We start from the raw sequence: 20,446 nt of genomic DNA on the forward strand, positions 1-20,446 counted from the left end.
TTATTTTAGTGTATTTAAAATCTTATTAATGTCAAGGTTTAAAGTGAGTATTCCACCGAAAATGGTTCTATCTGTTCCACCAACATCATATAAAGCCGTAAAACCATAGTCTAATTTTAGTAACAATTCTAGATAATCTAAAAGATGGTATCCTATCCCTAATTGTATTCCAATATTTGTGCTTTCATATAATGATTTTACATCTGTGTTATTTGCTTCTGCACTTGATAGTAGAGAAAATCTAGGGCCTAACTCAAAAAAGAAACCTTTGCTGTAAGAACTTCCTGGGACGTATTTAATAGCTGGGCTAAAGTCAATAAATGAAAAATCAACATCACCACCTACATTTAATGTTTTTTGATTATAAGCAACATACAGTATGGCACCTATTTTGTCAGAGATTTGATAGTCTCCATAGCCACCAACATATATTTTAAATTTTGTTGTTCCAGATTCATTTTGCAAACCACCGCTTGATTGAATTTCATAAAGATTACCACCTAAAGTAATACCGTAATCAAAGCTTTGAGACCATAGGCCATAGCTATAGAATAAAAGGACTAATGGTAATAGAATAAATTTCATGAACTAAAGATTTAATCGCGGTTCGTTTATGATTTTATCTGTATTTATTTTAAACTTTACTTCACCAGTATAAAGGCCTAAATCTTCTATTGTGAGGTTTAGCACATCATTTTTACTGAGCAATTCTTCATTTCTCGGATATACAAACATTATAGTTGTTGCACTGCTCATACCATACATTCTTGGGTAAACAAAATCCAATACTTCTAGAGTGTCCTTACTTTTTGTAAATAGATGTACTTTCTTATTCATATTAAATGCCAATTGGTTAACCATGTCACCAAACTCATTTTGGTTTTTTGGTGCAGTACTGAGAAGCTCTTGATTGTTTTTACTCATGCTAAGATTAAAGTACATGTACTTGCCGTATTTGTCTTTAAGTTCTTTTAGTCTATTCTTTGTCACCCCTCCATTGCCAATTTCTTGCTTAACCAACAGATCTGTTGGCCTATACATTAAGCTAAACTCCACACCATTCACTGACTTGCGTTGCATATAGCCATTAGAATCATCTTGTATAAAATTCATTAATTCTCTTTCGGAATCAAACGTGCTATGGCTGCATCCTAAGCAGCTTATAACACAGGCTATTAATAAGCAAATTTCTATCTTGCACCATCGCTGAGACTTTAAGCAACACAAAATTGAAGGAATGATATTATTTCGCACCTTTAAATTCTGCATTCAGTCCTTTAAGTATTTCATCTGTTAAGTCTGTAGCATCGTGCGCATACATTATATTACCGCCACCACTAGCACCAAAGATGATCTTATAACCATTATCCTTGCCGTATTGCTTTACGTAATCATTAATATCATTAATAACGGTTTGAGTGGCTTTTTTATCCTCATCCTGTATTTGCTTTTGTATGGCTTGTTGGTAATTATTGATCTGCTGTTGTTTGTTGCCCAATAATTTTTGCTTTAGCTCTAATTCTGTTTTAGATAGTTTAGAGCGTTCTTTTTCATAGCTTCTTAATTCATTTTGCCAGTCGACCATTAAGCTGTCCACATTGGCATTAAGGGTTTTTGCTTTTGCTTCAAATTCCGTTCTAACCACCTTAGTGCGCTCGTAGCCTTCCATTAATTGATTGACGTCGACATACACCAGCTCTGAAGAGGATTGTAAATAAAAGAAAGTAAATACCGAAAGAACTAGAGCCAATAAGGCTAAGGAGAATGAGAGTTTGTTCATGTAGGGATTAACTGATTTGATTTTAGATGTTAAAATTAATCAACGAATTTTCAAAAACGCTTGAAATACACCTTACTTTTAGTAAGGTTAAAACTTATTTTTTGTAAGGTTTTACTGTTGTGATAAAAACCTTATATTTAGATACCCTTAATTAAAACTAGTAGTTCTTTTTAAAAAGTGTAATTTCTAATTTGCTATTTTATGAAACAGCCAATCAATATATTACTAGTAGATGACCATCTGATTATCTTAGATGCCTACAAGAATTCTTTAGAGCAAATCAGCCTGCAGGACGATAATCTAACATTTAAAATAGATTATGCCAAGAGTGGTGATTCAGCTTTATCAATATTTAAAAGTCAATTGCCTAAGAATCCCTACGACATTGTATTCTTGGATATTAGGCTGCCTTCTGAAGACTCAAAATATACCAATGGTGAAGAACTGGCTATTATCTTTAAAGAGTTGTCTCCAAAAACTAAAACCATCATGATCACTGGGCATTATGATGCGCTTTTGTTCCATGATATTTTGCACAATATCAATCCTGATGGTTTACTCTTTAAAAGCGATGTAGGAATGAAAACCATTAGTGATGTTGTTTATAGTATTTTAGACGGCATTCCTTTTTACAGCTCGAGTATATTACAATTAATCCGTAAGAATTTTTCGAGCAAAATTAGCTTGGACGAAACCGACAAATTATTGCTTTATAAAATAGCAAAAGGCACAAAGACAAAAGATTTAAAAAAAACAGTACCTTTATCTCAGGCTGGAATAGAACGCCGAAAACGCTATCTCAAAGAAGTTTTTAAAACTCAAAAACAAGACGATCAGGCCTTAATAAAATCAGCCGAAAAAAAAGGATTTCTTTAAGCTACAAACCTTACAAAAAGTAAGGGTGCGCCATACCTTTTGTAAGGTCTATTTATAATGCTCATAAAAACATATCACTATATTAGTTAATTTAATTTTTCAAACTATGAAAGTCGCAGGTTACAATCTTCAAGAGGTTTTAGTCGTTTTGGTTATAATCGGTATTTTACTTTTGTTAGCCTTGCCCAATTTAATGCCGTTGATAAGCAAGGCCAAAAGTACGGAAGCACAATTGCAATTAAACCACATTTATAATTCCCAGACCACATATCGTTACATGTACTCAAAATACTCCCTTGACTTGAGTGAAATAGATTTTGAGGCACCAAAAACAGTAAATGAAGGGGGAAGAGCTGTCTATCGCTATGAAATCTTAAGTGCTACGAATAATAGTTTTAAGGCACGAGCCACTGCAGTAGAAGATTTTGATGGAGACGGGATTTTTAATGTTTGGGAAATCGATGAAAACGGTGCTCCAAAACAAATTGTAAAAGATTAGTGATTGTTGTAAAAATTGTCTTGATTATGAGTTTATTGTTCGTGTTTTATCAAGATGTTAAAGAACGGTTAGTTTATTGGTTTTTGTTTCCTGTAATAGCAATTTGTTCGGGCATATTATTGTATAACAATATGTTTTATGAAGCTATTAAAACAACTTTAATTATCAACTTTGCCTTTGTTTTGTTTCTTGTTTTAGTTGTTCTTGGTTATTCAAAGTTCAAGCTAAATACATCTATATCACAGACCTTTGGTCTGGGCGACACCTTACTTTTCTTTGCTTTGGCATTTACATTTTCTAGCATCTCTTTTTTGGTCTTATTCGTATTTGGCCTAATTTTTTCCTTAACACTTCATCTCTTAATAAAAAGAAGATCGGTAGAACATAAAACAGTGCCTTTGGCTGGATATTTAAGCTTATTTTTTGCGATAGCTTATGTATCGCATTGGACAGGCATCTTAAAATCAGTGTATTCAATTTAATTTTGGGAGATACCTTTAACATACCAACGGATTTATTACAACTTGTGTCTAGCGAGCAAGCTTACCATTATAGAATCATACCTGTAGAAGCACAAAATGGCACCTTGCATTTTAAGTCTGATCAAGTTTCAGAGTCTTTAAAACAGGAACTCGAAATCGTACTCAATAAGAACATTGAACTTATTGAAGATAGCACGGAAAACATACAACAATACTTATCGGTTAACTTTAGGCAGAGCAACAAAAGTGAATCGGAAGATTTGCATTACAGTACTGATTTTTTAGAAAAATTATTGCTTACGGCCAAGGACGTGGGTAGTAGTGATATTCATTTTGAGCCCTATGAGCATAAATGCAGAGTGCGTCTACGATTGGATGGTAAACTCAAAGAACAGTTTGTTATTTCCCTACAGGAATATCCTGTAATTGTCAATAAATTAAAAATCAAAGCTGGGCTCGACATTTCAGAAAAACGATTACCGCAAGACGGTCGTATTACGGTTAAGACCAATACCGATGAGTTCGATATACGTGTATCGTCATTACCGACCTTACATGGCGAAAAAATAGTACTTCGAATATTGAGTAAGGATGCCAATCAAATTAATTTGGAAGAATTAGGGTTTACTGCTTCGGAGCTCAAAACCTATAAAGAAACAGTAAAAAAGCCTAATGGTATTATCCTTATTTCTGGGCCAACGGGTTCTGGTAAGACCACAACACTATATGCGACCCTAAAGCTTTTAAACGATGATAAGACCAATATCCTAACAATAGAAGACCCAATCGAATATACGCTAGAGGGGATTAATCAAGTACAACTTAAAGAAAATATAGGGCTAGACTTTGCAAGCACCTTACGTACCTTTTTACGGCAAGACCCAGATATTATTATGGTTGGTGAGATTAGGGATGCTAAAACCGCCAACATGGCAATTAGAGCTGCATTAACAGGTCACTTGGTGTTATCGACCATACATACCAATTCGGCATGGGCAACCATTTCGAGATTAGTAGATATGGGAATCCCTTCATTTTTAATTGCGAGTACACTGAATGTTAGCGTAGCTCAACGCTTGGTGAGAAAACTATGTAATGATTGTAAGGAAGAGGTTAGTGTATCAAAAGACGCATTTCCTTCTAATTTTAAGATTCCAAAAGATTTAAAAACACATTTTAAGGCTGTTGGATGCCACAAGTGTTATCACACGGGCTATCTAGGTAGAAAAGCGATTTACGAAATTATTCCTATAACCAAAACGTTAATTAACCATATTAGGCAAAATGATTTAGAAATAGATGCTTACATTGAGGAGCACAATATAGGGACTTTAAAGAGTAATGCCATAGAACTCGTTAAAGCAGGAATTACGTCGGTTGATGAAGTTTATGCTTTGCTTTCGGATTGACAAAAAACTAAGAACTAATTAAATTGATTCCCCTTTCGTGGGAAATACCATGAAAAAAATACTATATCTACTACTACTACTAAGCGTTAGCATTTCGTTTGCCCAAGACGATGAAAGACGGCGTATAGAACAGCTTAAAAATCAGTTAGAGATTCTTTCAACAGAGGTTTCTGGCTTAAATGATGTCTTTAAAACGGAAATCAATGCTACTAATTTAACCTTAGCCAACCTGTTATTGGCTGTTGGCGACGTCCATCAGCTTAACATTAACCCTTCGGAAGAACTCAATAATCAAACCATTTCACCTAGTTTTCCCAATGTTATCGTCTCTGATCTTTTGGTGTTTTTATGTAAAGAGTACAGTTTAACAATAGACTTTACAGGCACCATTATGTCTGTAAAACGTTATATAAAGGATATTCAGCAACCAGAAGAGCGCATTATTCCCATTATCTATAATCCCAATGATAATACCATATCCATAGATGCTAAAAACGATAAATTATATGATGTCTTTAAGCGTATAATGGACGAGTCTGGTAAGAATTTAGTTTTTACACCAGGACTAGAGAACAATCTTATAACAGCATATATTCAACAAATTCCTTTTGATTCAGCTATGGAAAATCTAGCCTTGGCTAACAACCTCTTTATGGAAAAATCAAAAGAAGGGTTTTATATTTTTGAAAATGATGCTGAAAATGAAGTCGTTAACCAAGGCAATGCGCAGCCAAGACAGCGACCAGCGAGACGGCGTAATTCTAACTTTTTCTTTAAAATCAAAAACCCCGAAAAACAACTTCTTGAGGTAGATTTTATAAACACACCAATTGTAGACATCATTAATGACATAGGTAATGCGCTCAATATAGATATATTTACAGCCACACCTCTAGACGAAGCAGGAATTGCTACATTTAAAGCTAAGGCGATAAAGTTTGATGATTTACTGGTTAAGCTATTTGAATCGCAACCTATTTCTGCTGTAAACCAAAATGCCAATTCAAATCAAAATAGAAACGCTCAGGGAGGTTCTCAATCCAGACGTTTTAGTTTTAAAAAAGAGGGCAATATCTATTACTTCGGAACAGAAGATCAATTAAGCATACGAGAAATAGCAATTATACATTTGCAACACCGATCCGTAGAATTGTTATCAGACCCACAAGGCGGACAAAGTCGCAGAAGTGCTGGTCGTAGTTTTAACTCAGGGTTTAATCAGGGGTTTAATAACACAGCATTCAATAATAGAAATCTTAATCAAACGAACAATAACTTTAATTCTAATCAGAATAGAGGACAGCTAAACACAAATCAGAGTGGGAATTTTAATTCCTATTCTAATCAGGCAGAAGCCTTGGTAAATATCCTTCCCGACGAAGTAAAACAAGATTTGGATATTAAAGTCGATTTTGAACTCAATAGTTTTTACGTAAATGGTCCAAGTGCCAATATTGAACGCTTTAGAAAATTTATAGAAAAAATCGATAAGCCTGTTCCCGTTGTGTTGATAGAAGTCATGATCTTGGAGGTAAACAGAACTTCTAGTGTAGAAACTGGTGTAAGTTGGGGTATCGGAGAAGAGCCTACAACAACCCAAGGAAGTATTTTTCCAGAAACCGATTTAACCTTGGGCGCTAATACAGTCAACAGAATAATAGGCGGTTTTGATGGTTTTGGATCACTTAACATTGGTCGTGTAGTCCCTAACTTCTTTGCTACAATTAAAGCCATGGAGAGTAATGGTGACCTAAAAATTAGATCAACACCAAAATTATCAACATTAAATGGACATAGGGCTACTTTTTCTAATGGGCAAACATCCTATTATACAATCACGGATCAAGCTGTAATTGGCTCTGACAATCCAGTAACACAAACTGCAGTTAATTTTGTTCCTATTGATGCTGAATTAGGTTTAACCATTAAGCCCTTGGTCTCTGGTGACGGACAAGTTACCTTAGACATCTTTGTTGTACAGTCTAACTTTGGTAATCGCATATCCGAAGATGCACCACCAGATATCAATTCTAGGGAGTTCAGTTCCATTATAAGGGTCAAGGACCAAGATATAGTAGTGCTTGGAGGCCTCGAAGAACAGTCTACTAATAATTCTGGTTCTGGCGTGCCTTTTTTAGCGAGGATCCCCATAATAAAGTGGTTGTTCAGTAAACGTGTACGAGAAGGGAGAAAGGCCAAACTAACGGTATTGATTAAACCTACAGTGATTAATTAATGCGAGATCGTTTACTAAAATATCTCAACTATGGTCGTCGTTTTTGTGGTGTGGAACATACTTCCAAAAATGGACAAGACAGCATTAATGTCACATTATTAAGGCAAGCTAAAAAAGAGTTGTTGGTAGATGATTTTTTTGAAGATCATTCTATAGAAGCCATTGTACAAAAACTACCTAAAAATCAACATATTTACCTTGTGCTAAATAATGATAAGGTATTGACAAAGACCATTGAAAGCGAACAGCAAGATGGGTTAAAATTAGTCTACAAGGCTTTCCCAAATATAAATTTAGACGAGTTTTATTACGAGGTATTGTCTGAAGCAACAAAGCACTACGTTGCGTTATGTCGCAAAGATTATATAGAAGACATCATTAAAAGATATTCAGAATTAAAAGTAGCGGTTATCGATATTTCTTTAGGAAGTGCTTTAGTGGGTAGCATTTCGGGATTCATAGACCAAAATCAGGTTTATACTTCAAATGCAAAGGTTATAATAGAGAGCGGTAGCGTTAATTATATTGAAAAAACAGAGACTTCATCAGAAACCTACCATATCAATGGTTTAAGGATAACTAGCCAACAACTGTTGTCCTTCTCTGGAGCTTTACAAACCGTTTTGAATAATAACGATGTAAAAACTAATTTTTTAGGTAAGGCTAATGAACTAAAAAATGAATATAAACAAATCCGATTTTTCAATCTATTTTTAAGATCAGGAGGGCTTTTCATTTTAGGCCTATTATTGATTAACTTCTTCTTTTTCAATCATTATTTTAATAAGGTTGATGAATTACGGCAGCTGTCTGAAGTTAATCAATCGACTAAAAATCAGATTTTGAAATTAGATGAGGTAGTGTCTAGGAAGCAGAAAATGGTCGATGACCTTTTAAAAAGTAGTGGGTCTAAAAGTTCGTATTACACTAACAAGGTCATTCATAGCTTACCAAATTCTATTTTACTAAACAGGTTTAATTATCAACCTTTACTTAAACGTATAAAGGCAGATAATGCCATCGAACTTAAAACTAATATAATTGAAGTTGTAGGGGAGTCTAGTAATAGCGAGGCATTTTCAAATTGGATAAGTAGTTTGGAAGCTGAGGATTGGGTTTCCAAAATAGATATTATAGATTATGGTAGTGCTTCTTCAAAAGTTTCTGATTTTAAAATTGAAATGATCTTAAGCGATGACTAAAAAGCAGAAAAACATATTGCTTATCATTGGGTTTATAATATCTCTATACACTTGTTATCAGCTAGCTATTGGCAAAACGCTAGAACAAAAATCACAATATAATACGCTCTCTAAAGAAGTTCTATTGTCTAAAAATGCACCTAAGCAACTGTCTATGCTTAGACAAAAGGAAGTGTATTACGATTCCCTTTTAACTAAATACCAGTTAGATGGTTCGTCTATCCAAAACAACCTGTTAAAGGTTATAAATTCTTATGCCGAAAATAATAACTTAAAGGTCGTTAGTTTTTTAGAGCCTCATAGCATTACCAAAAATGATCTTACTGTAAAGACCTATGATTTTACCCTCCAAGGGCAGTATAATGCTATTAATCAGCTTATTTACCAATTAGAACAAAACACCAAGTTCGGTGAAATTGTTAATCTACATTTCGAGAAAAAGAAAAACTTCAGAACAGGTAAAAGCTACCTTCAAGCAAGGGTTTTATTGAAGAGTTTCGGGTAATGGGATAGAGCACACTGCAATAAAACACAGAGTAAAATTAAACGAACTTATTGATTTTCAAAAGTATATAAAGCTTACTGGAGTGAAGTAACAGGTCAAATCAAACTATCCTTTTTCTTTATAAAGATGATCTAAAAAAGAGGGATTTTGATATTTTATACCCTAGCGCCTTTAAAGAAGTATCACGTTATGTACTATAACTGATTTTTCCTGAAAATATGTTTAAGTATTGTAAACTATAGCAAATAATAACTTATATTTAACGATATGATTTACAGGTGATTAGGTAAGAATTTCTTTTCATTACTCGGAGGGGGCACTGTGTCTTCTGTAACTACTCGGTAATAGGATTTTTCAGTATTGGAAGCATTACTGTATAGATAAAGCCAAACAATATTTTGCATCTAAAAGTGAAGAAGTATAAAGAACATTAAGTACTATGTAACTTTTAAATTCAGCTTAAACAGACTTAGACTATACTATCATGGTGAAGCTTTTTCATAATATAATGAAGTGGTTAAATAAACTGTATTCATTTCTGAATACGGAATCGATTGTGTTTTTTTCGTATTTCAGGCCCATACGTTCTGCCTGTTTGTTATCTGCCATCATATTTTTCTTTCTTTGGCTTATAAAACCTTTTACGCTCGCTGCACTTAGTGGGCCCTGGTTAGTTGCTTTTTCGCTTTTTTTTGCTACAATTCCACTAGTAGTTTATGTACTCACCATCAAGGTGTTTGTACCCCTAATGTTGCTCTTTTTAAAGGAGTGGAGATTTAAGACGGAATTGGTATTTGTTACCTTTATGTTATTCGTTTCAAGCCTTGTTACTGTTGGGTATGCTTATTTATCGAGTAAGGCATTCTCCAAAGTTTCTCTTACCGATGATTACGTTGAGCTGTGTTTTTATGTCAACTTTATCATGGGATATGCATTGTATATTCTATTGAAGATGATGGATTATTTAACTTATTACAGGCAGGTTGTAGAAATTAAAGAGGCAAGTAGCAGCATACACCGTAAGAACAAAATAGTTATATCAGGAGATAGGGCCAATGAAGAGCTTATCATTCCAGATACTTATACTTTGCTCTATTTTGAAAGTAGGGGGAAATACACCACGGCGAACTATATGTTCAATAACGAATTAAAAGAAAAGGAAATTAAGGCCTCGCTGAAAAAGATAGAATCACAGTTAAACAGGTACGATGAATTCTTTAGATGCCATAATTCATTTATTGTTAATACCAATAGAGTTACGGAAATTGTTGGCAATTCGAGAACGGCAATGTTGATATTGGACAACGCTATAAAAATTCCGATTTCTAGATCCAAGCTCCATACATTAAAACAACACATTCAATTCTCATAAAGCTCATCAAATTAATAGTAGTTTGCCTGTACACCTCATGTGGAATCAATACTCACTACATGGACCATATGACCTTACGATATTTACTAAACATTTAGATATAATCCATAATAAACAAGATAATTTAATGTTTGGATGTTACGATCTAAATGTTTAGTAGATCAACACGTTTCCATGTCATCGTATCGTCATCTTGCGTAGCCGTATTTACTGCATAAGTTAGGCATGAACAATAGGGGATATTTAGGTGTTTTTGAGGAAAAAACAAAACGAAAAAAATTGAATTTCAACTAAAAGCATTCCCGTTTATACCTGTATGTTCCCATTCTTTCCCAGGCTATTGTCTATGATTTTACTAATGCTAATCTTCGCTAAAACTATTAGCTCAAAATTAACTTTTTAAAACTTAAGAGAGATGAAAAAACTCATAGTAATTATAACAGTTTTGCTCTGTTATAATGCGTATTCACAAGTAGGAGTTGGTACAGTATTACCAGATGGCTCCGCACAATTGGATATTGTAACCACCGACAAAGGGATCTTAATCCCAAGGATCCAACTAACGAGCAGTACAGATACGGCCACCATAACCAATGGTAACGTAGAAAGCCTTTTGGTGTTTAATACAGCTACTGCGGCCGACATCACACCCGGCTATTATTATTGGTACGATACTAAGTGGCAAAGACTAACCAACGGCGACGATATTGCCAACCTTGAAACATTAACCACACTCGTAGATAATGGCAATGGCACCATAACTTATACGGACGAAGATGGTGTAGATACCGTAATAGATATTACAGCCATGATTGATGCCCACGAAACCCTAACCACTTTAGTGGATAACGGCGACGGTACAATGACCTATACGGATGAGGACGGTGTAGCTACAGTGATCGATATCGCCAATCTAGAAACCTTAACCTCTTTAGTGGATAATGGCAATAGTACAATGACCTACACCGATGAAGATGGCGTAGCGACTATAATAGACATTGCAGCCATGATTGCCACTAACGAAACATTAACCACACTTGTAGACAATGGTAACGGCACCATTACTTACACCGATGAGGATGGCGTAGATACCGTAATAGATATTACAGCCATGATTGCTGCCCACGAAACCCTAACCACTTTAGTAGACAATGGCGATGGTACAATGACCTACACGGATGAGGATGGTGTAGCCACGGTAATCGATATCTCTAATTTAGAGACCCTAACCACTTTAGTAGACAATGGCGATGGTACAATGACCTACACAGATGAGGATGGTGTAGCCACAGTAATTGATATCGCTAATCTAGAGACCTTAACGTCTTTAGTAGACAACGGCGATGGCACAATGACCTACACAGATGAGGATGGTGCAGCCACAGTAATCGATATCGCTAATTTGGAGACCTTAACGTCTTTAGTAGACAACGGCGATGGCACAATGACCTACACGGATGAAGATGGTGCAGCCACAGTAATTGATATCGCCAATCTAGAGACCTTAACGTCTTTAGTAGACAACGGCGATGGCACAATGACCTATACCGATGAGGATGGTGTAGCCACAGTGATTGATGTTTCAGCTATAGCAAACACTTCAGTTGTAACCCAGGTCGTAACGGGTAACGAAATTGCTACCCATGATGATGGTGATGGTAACGTCACTTCAATACAAGAGACGGTAACCACTTTAAACGATATAGATGGTGATGGTATATTTACCTACACCAGCGAAGATGGTACAGCTTCCAATATTTTAGGACCAGAACCTTGGTTTGGAGTGGATGATAATGCTGCGGCTAGCGACAATACGGAAGACATCTACATCATGGGAAATGTAGGGATACATATAGATAGCCCATCTGCAGGACTTCACTTAGAAGGAGATGCTGCCAACATTTTAAATAGTACAATTCTATTAACCAGATCAGATAATGATTTTCTAACGCAAATATTACCTGGTGGTATGTTTTTGAATTCTGGCCAACCTGCTATTAGTTTTTTAGAGTCTGGCGCTAGTACCTGGTCATTGAACTCTTTTGCGGGGGAATTGAATTTTGATGCTCCAAGTATTGGCGGCGCTAACAGAAGAGTAGCATTTCTACCAAATGGTAATGTACGGTTTGTGCAATATCCCAATACTCGCGACGACAGTGGCGCCACCGCCGTAAACAATGTATTGTATACGGATATCAATGGTTTTGTACTATCTGCCCCTATTAGCAGTGTGGTGAGCGATGCCGAAACCAATACCACCTTAGCTCTTGATAACGCTACAGGAGTACTGACCTACACCAATGAAGATAATGATAACCCTACCATTGCCCTTACCGGCATTGAGCCTTGGTTTGGTATGGATGATAACGCAGGCGCTACGGATAATGCCGAGGATATCTACACCCTAGGTCGCGTGGCCATTGGTAGAAATACCATGTTTGGTGTACCGGCCAATGAAATGTTGGCGGTTGAGGGTTCTATACGTACCACAACCAGTGTCTATGCAGATTACGTATTCGAAGACTATTTTGACGGCTTTTCATCCATCAAGGAAGACTATAGCTTTAAATCTTTAGAAGAAGTCGATGCCTACATTAAGAGCAACAAGCACTTGCCTGGCGTCACCTCTATTAAGGACCTTCAAAAAACAGAGATGGGCTATTCCTTTAATCTTTCAAATTTATCGGTACAGCTTTTAGAAAAAGTAGAGGAGTTATATCTGCATACTATTGAGCAAGAAAAAGCACTCCAATCACAACAAGAAGCGCTCGAGTCTAAAAACGCAGAGATCGAAACCCTTAAGGCCCGTTTGGCAAAAATAGAAGCGGCTTTAGGGATAGACAGAGACTAGATATGCTAAAAATATAGCAGTAAGATATTTTTTAAGATTAAAATTAAAAAATAAAGAAAATGAAAAACATAATTTATATAACTGCTCTAATTATCTGTAGTTCAATGGCTAGCGCACAAACTGGTGTAGGCACACTAACACCAGATCCGGATGCTGCGCTTGAGGTCTCGGCTACAGATAAAGGGTTGTTGTTGCCGCGTATTGCCCTCACTAATTCCACCCTAGCGGCACCTTTAAGTGCCCATAAAGAAGGGATGGCCGTGTACAATACCGCTACAGCAGGGGATGTTACTCCTGGGTATTACTACAATGATGGGACCCAATGGGTGAGAGTAGGGAGTGGAACAGAAACCGTAACGACATTGGTAGACAATGGCGATGGCACATACACCTATACCAGTGAGGATGGTACCGTATCTAATATTACAGCGCCAGAACCTTGGTATGGTACTGATGATAATGCAGCAGCGACTGACAATACAGAGGATATATACACAATGGGCAATGTGGGGATCGCTACTGAAACACCAAGTCATAATCTAGACATTGCCCCGCTCACTGGAGCTACTTCTTTAAGGTTAAAATCTAATAATACCGGTGGTGTCAATTTAGCTGCAAAAATGGTTTTTGAAAATGCCCATCCCTTAAGATCTTCTGGAATTCATTTTGTTGATAACTCTACTCCTAATAGACAGTTTTTTATCGGAAAAGCATATTCTGGAAGCCCTGGAATACTTGGGCTTTCAATTAGTGCTACCAATACAGGAGAAGATGTTACGCAAAATAGATCGTCTACTAATACTCCATTGTTTGATGATTTAGCAATATATGTACACCAAAATGCCGATGTAGCTATTGGAGCTTTAGATCCTACAGACAAACTTGATGTAAATGGTACGGTTAGAGTAAGAGATTTACCTGTAGCTGATGCTAATGATGTATTGGTAGTTGCTGATGAGGTGACAGGCCAATTACGTAATGGAGGAGCATTGAGTGTTTTAGGAAATACTTCAGTAATGACTCAAGTAGTGACAGGTAACGAAATTGCGACTCATGATGATGGTACAGGTAATGTTGTTTCTATTCAAGAAACGGTAACAACAATGGTAGACAATGGCAATGGCACCTATACCTATACCAGCGAGGATGGTACAACCACAACTACGGCCACACCGGGCGCGGAAACCGTAACCACCTTGGTGGATAACGGCGACGGTACATTTACCTACACCTCGGAGAACGCCACATCAACGACCTTTGATGCTAACGAGACCGTGACCACCTTTGTCGATAATGGCAATGGCACCTATACCTATACCAGCGAGGATGGGACCACCACGACTACGGCCGCACCGGGCGCAGAAACCGTAACGACCTTGGTAGACAACGGTAACGGGACGTTTACCTATACTTCGGAGAACGCCACATCAACCACTTTTGATGCTAACGAAACTGTAACCACCTTGGTAAACAATGGCAATGGGACCTATACCTATACCAGCGAGAATGGTACGGCCACCACAGTAAACACCAACGATTTAGAACCATGGTTTGGGTCCGATGATAACGGGCCAGCAACCGATAATACCGAGGATATCTATGCCTTAGGTAATGTGGGTATTGGTACCACTACACCAGCGACGGATTTAAATATCTCAAAAGCGACGGGATCGACTTGTTTAATTCAAAATACGTCAAACGGTACGGGCGGTTCATATACCTCGGCGTCAGGCGATGGGGGCATCGTTTTAAGACGTCCGCAGGATGCTGCCAGTGGCGGCGTAAACGGATACATAAATTTCGCAGGAACCAATGATACCGGTATCCATAGAAGAATATACTACGATGAAGCTTCAGATTATATATCTGTAGGCTATGACGGTCTATCGGCCGCCCCTTCTTTAACTTCAGTGGCCAATTTTGTAGTGCCACCGGGTACTTCAGGAGGTAATGTGGGAATCGGTACTGTTGCACCAACGGAAAAGCTCGATGTGGTTGGCAACATCAAGGCGTCGGGTAATCTGCAATCTGGTACTACGACCTATCCAGACTATGTATTTGAAGACTATGTAGATGGAGAAAGTACTATCAATAAAGACTACAATTTTAGCAGTATTGAGGAGGTAGATGCCTTCATTAAGCTGCACAAACACTTACCGGGAGTGACAAGCATTGGAGACCTAGAAAAAACAGAAGAGGGCTACAGTGTCAATATCACTGCCCTTTCGGTACAGACGCTAGAAAAGGTTGAGGAGTTGTTCCTACATACCATAGCACAGCAAAAACAGATACTAAAATTAGAAAAAGAAAACCAAGCGTTAGAGCAACGCTTAATAAAAATTGAAAAAGCCTTAGGGATACAAAACTAAAAACATCGAGTTAGATGTGATCCATAAGACTTTCAAAAAACATTAGATAAATATTATGAGAAAAATTATTGTAATCTTGGCATTCACCCTAAGTGGCGTAGCTGCAGCACAAGATGGAACAGGTGTGGGCACCCTAACACCTGATCCAGATGCTGCGCTCGAAGTCTCAGCCACGGACAAAGGCTTGTTATTGCCTCGTATTGCACTAACCAACACCACTACAGCGGCACCTTTAAGCGCCCATAAAGAAGGAATGACCGTCTATAATACCGCTACAGCAGGAGACGTTACCCCAGGATACTACTACAATGATGGTACACAATGGGTAAGAGTGGGGAGTAGTAATGGCGCGGAAACGGTAACGGCATTGGTGGACAATGGCGACGGCACGTTTACCTACACCTCGGAGAATGGAACATCCACCACCTTTGATGCCAATGATGCCCAAACCGTCACCACCTTTGTGGACAACGGCAATGGTACCTACACCTATACCAGTGAGGATGGCACGGCCACAACTACGGCCACACCGGGCGCGGAAACGGTAACAGCATTGGTAGATAACGGCGATGGTACGTTTACCTACACCTCGGAGAATGGAACATCCACCACCTTTGATGCCAATGGTGCCCAAACCGTCACCACCTTTGTGGACAACGGTGATGGCACCTACACCTATACCAGTGAGGATGGCACGGCCACAACTACGGCCACACCGGGCGCGGAAACGGTAACAGCATTGGTAGATAACGGCGACGGTACGTTTACCTATACCTCTGAGAATGCCACATCCACCACCTTTGATGCCAATGGCGCCCAAACCGTCACCACCTTTGTGGATAACGGCGATGGCACCTACACCTATACCAGTGAGGATGGCACGTCCACAACCACGGCCACACCGGGCGCGGAAACGGTAACGGCCTTGGTAGATAATGGCGACGGCACGTTTACCTACACCTCGGAGAATGGAACATCCACCACCTTTGATGCCAACGGTGCGCAAACCGTCACCACCTTTGTGGACAACGGCGATGGCACTTACACCTATACCAGTGAGGATGGTACATCCACAACGACGGCCACACCGGGCGCGGAAACGGTAACGGCCTTGGTAGACCATGGCGACGGTACGTTTACCTACACCTCTGAGAATGCCACATCCACCACCTTTGATGCCAATGATGCCCAAACCGTCACCACCTTTGTGGATAACGGCGATGGCACCTACACCTACACCAGTGAGGATGGTACGGCCACGACCACGGCCACACCGGGCGCGGAAACCGTAACCACTATGGTAGATAACGGCAATGGCACCTATACCTATACCAGCGAAAATGGTACGGTATCTAATATTACAGGAGCAGAGCCTTGGTTTGGGGCAGATGATAATGCCATTGCCACTTTAAATACCGAAGACATCTATACCATGGGCAAAGTGGGTATAGGCACAACGGCCCCAAGTGTGGGGCTACAAGTGGTAGGTAACACCGCGCAAGATGCGCAAGCTGTTATTGCCAATACCGCCGGCAATTCTGCTTTGGGTTTAAGCTCACCAGTACATACCTGGTATGCGGTTAATAATAGTACCGTCAATGGTGATTTACGGTTTGTTAACAACAAGGCTAACCCTGCTGCCATAGAAACACAGGTGGTATTTGGAGCCGATGGCGGCGTTGGTATAGGCACAGAAACGATTGGGGCCAACACGGCTTTAAATGTATCGGCTACGGATAAAGGCTTTTTACCGCCCAGAGTGGCATTAACGGCCTATAATGATGTTGCTACCATTAATGCACCTACTGAGGGAATGGTAGTTTACAATACCAATATAACGCCGACTCTAAATAAAGGTCTGGTCTATTTTGATGGAGCACAATGGAGTAATCTGTCTACAGCATTACAAAGCCACCAATCGCGGTACCAAGCCATTAGCGAACAAAGATATAGGGACACCGGGGAATATTTATTTCCCTTTCCTGCCATTACGGCGCCACAAAGTGGGAATTACCAAGCCACTCTAAGAACGTTTTTCGCATTGAACAATGGGACAGCACCTATTCCTTCTTATTCTTATGAGGTTGTTCAGATCTCTATATATTTTAGGGTCTATGTCAATGGCGTTCTGCAGGATGTACTTGAGATATATCAGCCGGGAATAACAAGTTTTTTTGCGCAAACGGTCAGTTTGTACTATACGGCCAACCCTGGGGATACCATAACATTTACCTATCAAAGATTGTTATTCGAAACAATCGAAACAAGTCCAGCCCCTCCTCCTTATCGTGATGTATATCTTGGAATTGAAGCTGCCTATTTCGATAGAAATAATGTAAACATTACCAAGATCAATTAAGACCTGTTTTAAGCATGGGAGCACTAAACAAAATACAAGAGGATACAATGCAAAGGGTACGGCCCTTGCAACAGACACTAAACATTATAAGACCTAAGGATTTAAACTAAAACAGATGAAAAATGCCATATACCCTAGATTAATAGCTGCCTTACTTTAAACAACAAAAGTAGGTGAGGGGCTTACATCTTGTACAATTGGAGCCTTACCAATAGTAAGCCCCTTTTAAATTAAGCGTTTATGCGCATTACAACCACAGGTCTATTTTATGTTGCTATTAACACACAAAACAATAACTTAAATGAAAACGCAAATACAGATATGCATCTTTACAGTACTCGGTCTCTATGGCATAGCCCATAGCCAAACCATAAATACTGGAGATTTATATGTTATGCCCAATACGCAATTTTCTACGGTTGCTGCCTTTGAGAATACCGCTTCGGGTACGTTTATAAATGATGGTGAAGCCTTTATATACAGCCATTTCGCAAACAATGGTATAGTAGACTTTACCCCAGGCAATACAGGGTATACCCGTTTTGAGGGTACTGCCATACAGCAGCTCTCTGGGGCAAACATCAGCTATTTTTATGATGTACGTTTTAACAACCCCTCAAGCAGTACAGCTTCTTTTGAACTCAGTAGTGAGATAAGCATAGACAATGAGGCAGACTTTAATGAGGGGATTGTTAAAAACGATGATTTTGGCGGATTGGTCATTTTTGAAAACAACGCCTCGCATATGGGTGCCTATGATGGGAGCCATGTAGACGGACAGGTGCAAAAAAATGGAGATACCAGTTTTGAGTATCCTATCGGTGATGCCCAATGGTTTAGATATGCAGCTATAAGCGCACCCGATACAGCCAATGATGTCTTTACGGCAAAATACTTTTTTGAGGATACCAATACCAATTATCCGGTAAGCAATTTAGGTCCAAATTTGGTACTCGTAGATACAGCAGAGTATTGGACCGTTGAGCGTAGCACCGGAGATAGCGATGTTCTGGTAACCCTTACATGGGACGACAACACCACGCCAGCAGATATTTTGCAAGCCCCTTTAGAAGGGATACATATTGTACGCTGGGACCCATCCCTACAGCTATGGATAGATGAAGGTGGTGTTATAGATGAGGCCAACCAAACCGTTACTACGGCTGTAGATGACTACGGTGTATTTACACTAGGACGTGTAAAGCGCTCGGCCATACTCCCATGCGACCTTACCATATACAATTTATTGACTCCTAACGATGATGGTATTAACGATGTCTTTGAAATACGACAGGCCATTAACGATACCAGTTGTGCCCAAAACATGAATGTAAAAATATTTAACCGTTGGGGCGTAAAGGTATTTGAAGCGCAAGACTACGACGAGGGCAATAAAATGTTTAATGGATTTTCTGAGGGAAGAGCCACTGTAGGTAATGATCATTTACCAATAGGAACGTACTTCTATATCCTAACCTTTGATTATCAGGAGGGTACTAATACGCAGCAGTTTAAAAAGGCTGGGTATCTGTATATCAACGGAAACTAAAGCAATAGAGTGATGATAAAACATAATAACATAATAATTGTATTGATGCTGCTCATCTTTTTTGGCATGGGTTTTTCTGGGCATGCACAGCAAGATTCCCAGTACACACAATACATGTATAATACACAGACCATCAACCCGGCCTATGCAGGCAATCGGGGTATGCTAAGCATTAATGGGCTGTACAGAAACCAATGGGTGGGCTTAGATGGCGCACCAGAGACCCTTAACTTTTCGTTAAACACACCTGTAGGACGAAAAGTAGGATTGGGCTTCTCATTTTTTAGTGATGAGATTGGCCCGTCAAAAGAACAGCAATTGGCCATAGATGTGTCTTATAGCATTAAAATCTCAGAAAACACCAAGTTGGCCTTTGGTGTTAAGGGCGGGTTTAACCTGTTGGACGTTAATTTTTCAGAATTAAATTTTAATCCGGCAGATCCCAATGCACAGAACGTTAACAACCAATTATCACCATTAGTAGGTGCAGGGGTATATTGGCACCATAGCGATAAGTGGTATATAGGGGTCTCGGTACCCAACTTGTTAGAGACCGATCATTACGACGATGTTGTAGTATCTACCGCTAGCGAGCGTGCTACTTTTTATGCCATAGCGGGCTATGTGTTCGATTTAAGTGATAATGTAAAGCTTAAACCTGCCGTTTTGGGTAAAGCAACCTCAGGGGCACCTTTGGCAGTAGATCTTACCGCCAATGTACTATTCCATAACAAATTTACACTTGGTGCGGCCTACCGTTGGGATGCTGCTGTAAGTGGATTGGCGGCATTTCAGGTAACCGACCAAATTATGGTGGGCTACGCTTATGATTTTGACACCACGGATTTGGGCAACTATAATTCCGGGTCTCATGAGATCTTTTTACGCTTTGAGCTTATCAATAGAACAAAAAGAGTCGTAAGCCCAAGGTTCTTCTAATTTTTAATACGGTAGATC

At 38.8% G+C, this 20,446-nt stretch carries 16 protein-coding genes; 13 read left to right on the forward strand and 3 right to left on the reverse strand.

The genetic code is table 11. The features are described from left to right. From Q0972_RS05270 to Q0972_RS05280, 3 genes are all read right to left on the reverse strand, one after another. On the reverse strand, positions 1–585 hold the full coding sequence (locus Q0972_RS05270; RefSeq protein WP_299363507.1) for an outer membrane beta-barrel protein: 585 nt from the start codon (positions 583–585) through the stop codon (positions 1–3). Positions 586–588: 3 nt separating this feature from the next. Further along, positions 589–1,113, reverse strand: a complete 525-nt coding sequence (locus tag Q0972_RS05275; protein ID WP_299363509.1) for a hypothetical protein — start codon at positions 1,111–1,113, stop codon at positions 589–591. Between the two features lie 130 nt (positions 1,114–1,243). Beyond that, entirely contained in the window at positions 1,244–1,780 is a 537-nt protein-coding gene (locus Q0972_RS05280; protein WP_299363511.1) for an OmpH family outer membrane protein, read from the reverse strand. 201 nt (positions 1,781–1,981) lie between these two features. Here Q0972_RS05280 and Q0972_RS05285 point away from each other — a divergent pair, with 201 nt between their 5' ends. The 13 genes from Q0972_RS05285 (at position 1,982) to Q0972_RS05345 (ending at position 20,428) form a co-directional block, all read left to right on the forward strand. Then, complete coding sequence (locus tag Q0972_RS05285; RefSeq protein WP_299363514.1) at positions 1,982–2,656, forward strand: response regulator; 675 nt, start codon at positions 1,982–1,984, stop codon at positions 2,654–2,656. 106 nt (positions 2,657–2,762) lie between these two features. Further along, a complete protein-coding gene (locus Q0972_RS05290; RefSeq protein ID WP_299363516.1) occupies positions 2,763–3,155 on the forward strand; it encodes a prepilin-type N-terminal cleavage/methylation domain-containing protein in 393 nt (130 codons plus the stop codon). A gap of 26 nt (positions 3,156–3,181) precedes the next feature. Then, entirely contained in the window at positions 3,182–3,637 is a 456-nt protein-coding gene (locus tag Q0972_RS05295) for a hypothetical protein (RefSeq protein WP_299363517.1), read from the forward strand. Beyond that, the gene (locus Q0972_RS05300; RefSeq protein WP_299363636.1) at positions 3,637–5,046 is read left to right on the forward strand and encodes a GspE/PulE family protein; all 1,410 of its coding nucleotides are present in this window, start codon (positions 3,637–3,639) and stop codon (positions 5,044–5,046) included. The genes Q0972_RS05295 and Q0972_RS05300 overlap by 1 nt, the downstream gene beginning before the upstream one ends. 49 nt (positions 5,047–5,095) lie before the next feature. After that, positions 5,096–7,282, forward strand: coding sequence for a general secretion pathway protein GspD (locus Q0972_RS05305; RefSeq protein WP_299363518.1), 2,187 nt, complete (start codon positions 5,096–5,098; stop codon positions 7,280–7,282). Beyond that, entirely contained in the window at positions 7,282–8,484 is a 1,203-nt protein-coding gene (locus Q0972_RS05310; protein WP_299363519.1) for a hypothetical protein, read from the forward strand. The genes Q0972_RS05305 and Q0972_RS05310 overlap by 1 nt, the downstream gene beginning before the upstream one ends. Continuing rightward, a complete protein-coding gene (locus Q0972_RS05315) occupies positions 8,477–8,989 on the forward strand; it encodes a hypothetical protein (protein WP_299363521.1) in 513 nt (170 codons plus the stop codon). The genes Q0972_RS05310 and Q0972_RS05315 overlap by 8 nt, the downstream gene beginning before the upstream one ends. Positions 8,990–9,497: 508 nt before the next feature. Next, on the forward strand, positions 9,498–10,361 hold the full coding sequence (locus Q0972_RS05320; protein ID WP_299363524.1) for a LytTR family DNA-binding domain-containing protein: 864 nt from the start codon (positions 9,498–9,500) through the stop codon (positions 10,359–10,361). 415 nt (positions 10,362–10,776) lie between these two features. Further along, on the forward strand, positions 10,777–13,212 hold the full coding sequence (locus Q0972_RS05325; protein WP_299363527.1) for a hypothetical protein: 2,436 nt from the start codon (positions 10,777–10,779) through the stop codon (positions 13,210–13,212). Positions 13,213–13,271: 59 nt separating this feature from the next. Further along, complete coding sequence (locus Q0972_RS05330; RefSeq protein WP_299363529.1) at positions 13,272–15,581, forward strand: hypothetical protein; 2,310 nt, start codon at positions 13,272–13,274, stop codon at positions 15,579–15,581. A gap of 55 nt (positions 15,582–15,636) precedes the next feature. Next, on the forward strand, positions 15,637–17,940 hold the full coding sequence (locus Q0972_RS05335; RefSeq protein ID WP_299363531.1) for a hypothetical protein: 2,304 nt from the start codon (positions 15,637–15,639) through the stop codon (positions 17,938–17,940). Positions 17,941–18,241: 301 nt separating this feature from the next. Continuing rightward, complete coding sequence (locus tag Q0972_RS05340; protein WP_299363534.1) at positions 18,242–19,489, forward strand: gliding motility-associated C-terminal domain-containing protein; 1,248 nt, start codon at positions 18,242–18,244, stop codon at positions 19,487–19,489. 45 nt (positions 19,490–19,534) lie between these two features. After that, positions 19,535–20,428 carry a type IX secretion system membrane protein PorP/SprF gene (locus tag Q0972_RS05345; protein WP_299363637.1) on the forward strand — a complete coding sequence of 298 codons (894 nt, stop codon included), beginning with the start codon at positions 19,535–19,537 and terminating at the stop codon, positions 20,426–20,428. Positions 20,429–20,446: the final 18 nt, after the last annotated feature.

Source organism: Winogradskyella sp. (genome assembly GCF_028282165.1).
GTDB lineage: Bacteria > Bacteroidota > Bacteroidia > Flavobacteriales > Flavobacteriaceae > Winogradskyella.

What these genes read in the sequence shown, in the direction of transcription:
- Q0972_RS05270 (WP_299363507.1), bottom strand. Translation starts at nt 585, where the DNA reads ATGAAATTTATTCTATTACCATTAGTCCTTTTATTCTATAGCTATGGC.
- Q0972_RS05275 (WP_299363509.1), bottom strand. Translation starts at nt 1,113, where the DNA reads ATGAATTTTATACAAGATGATTCTAATGGCTATATGCAACGCAAGTCA.
- Q0972_RS05280 (WP_299363511.1), bottom strand. Translation starts at nt 1,780, where the DNA reads ATGAACAAACTCTCATTCTCCTTAGCCTTATTGGCTCTAGTTCTTTCG.
- Q0972_RS05285 (WP_299363514.1), top strand. Translation starts at nt 1,982, where the DNA reads ATGAAACAGCCAATCAATATATTACTAGTAGATGACCATCTGATTATC.
- Q0972_RS05290 (WP_299363516.1), top strand. Translation starts at nt 2,763, where the DNA reads ATGAAAGTCGCAGGTTACAATCTTCAAGAGGTTTTAGTCGTTTTGGTT.
- Q0972_RS05295 (WP_299363517.1), top strand. Translation starts at nt 3,182, where the DNA reads ATGAGTTTATTGTTCGTGTTTTATCAAGATGTTAAAGAACGGTTAGTT.
- Q0972_RS05305 (WP_299363518.1), top strand. Translation starts at nt 5,096, where the DNA reads ATGAAAAAAATACTATATCTACTACTACTACTAAGCGTTAGCATTTCG.
- Q0972_RS05310 (WP_299363519.1), top strand. Translation starts at nt 7,282, where the DNA reads ATGCGAGATCGTTTACTAAAATATCTCAACTATGGTCGTCGTTTTTGT.
- Q0972_RS05315 (WP_299363521.1), top strand. Translation starts at nt 8,477, where the DNA reads ATGACTAAAAAGCAGAAAAACATATTGCTTATCATTGGGTTTATAATA.
- Q0972_RS05320 (WP_299363524.1), top strand. Translation starts at nt 9,498, where the DNA reads ATGAAGTGGTTAAATAAACTGTATTCATTTCTGAATACGGAATCGATT.
- Q0972_RS05325 (WP_299363527.1), top strand. Translation starts at nt 10,777, where the DNA reads ATGAAAAAACTCATAGTAATTATAACAGTTTTGCTCTGTTATAATGCG.
- Q0972_RS05330 (WP_299363529.1), top strand. Translation starts at nt 13,272, where the DNA reads ATGAAAAACATAATTTATATAACTGCTCTAATTATCTGTAGTTCAATG.
- Q0972_RS05335 (WP_299363531.1), top strand. Translation starts at nt 15,637, where the DNA reads ATGAGAAAAATTATTGTAATCTTGGCATTCACCCTAAGTGGCGTAGCT.
- Q0972_RS05340 (WP_299363534.1), top strand. Translation starts at nt 18,242, where the DNA reads ATGAAAACGCAAATACAGATATGCATCTTTACAGTACTCGGTCTCTAT.
- Q0972_RS05345 (WP_299363637.1), top strand. Translation starts at nt 19,535, where the DNA reads ATGCTGCTCATCTTTTTTGGCATGGGTTTTTCTGGGCATGCACAGCAA.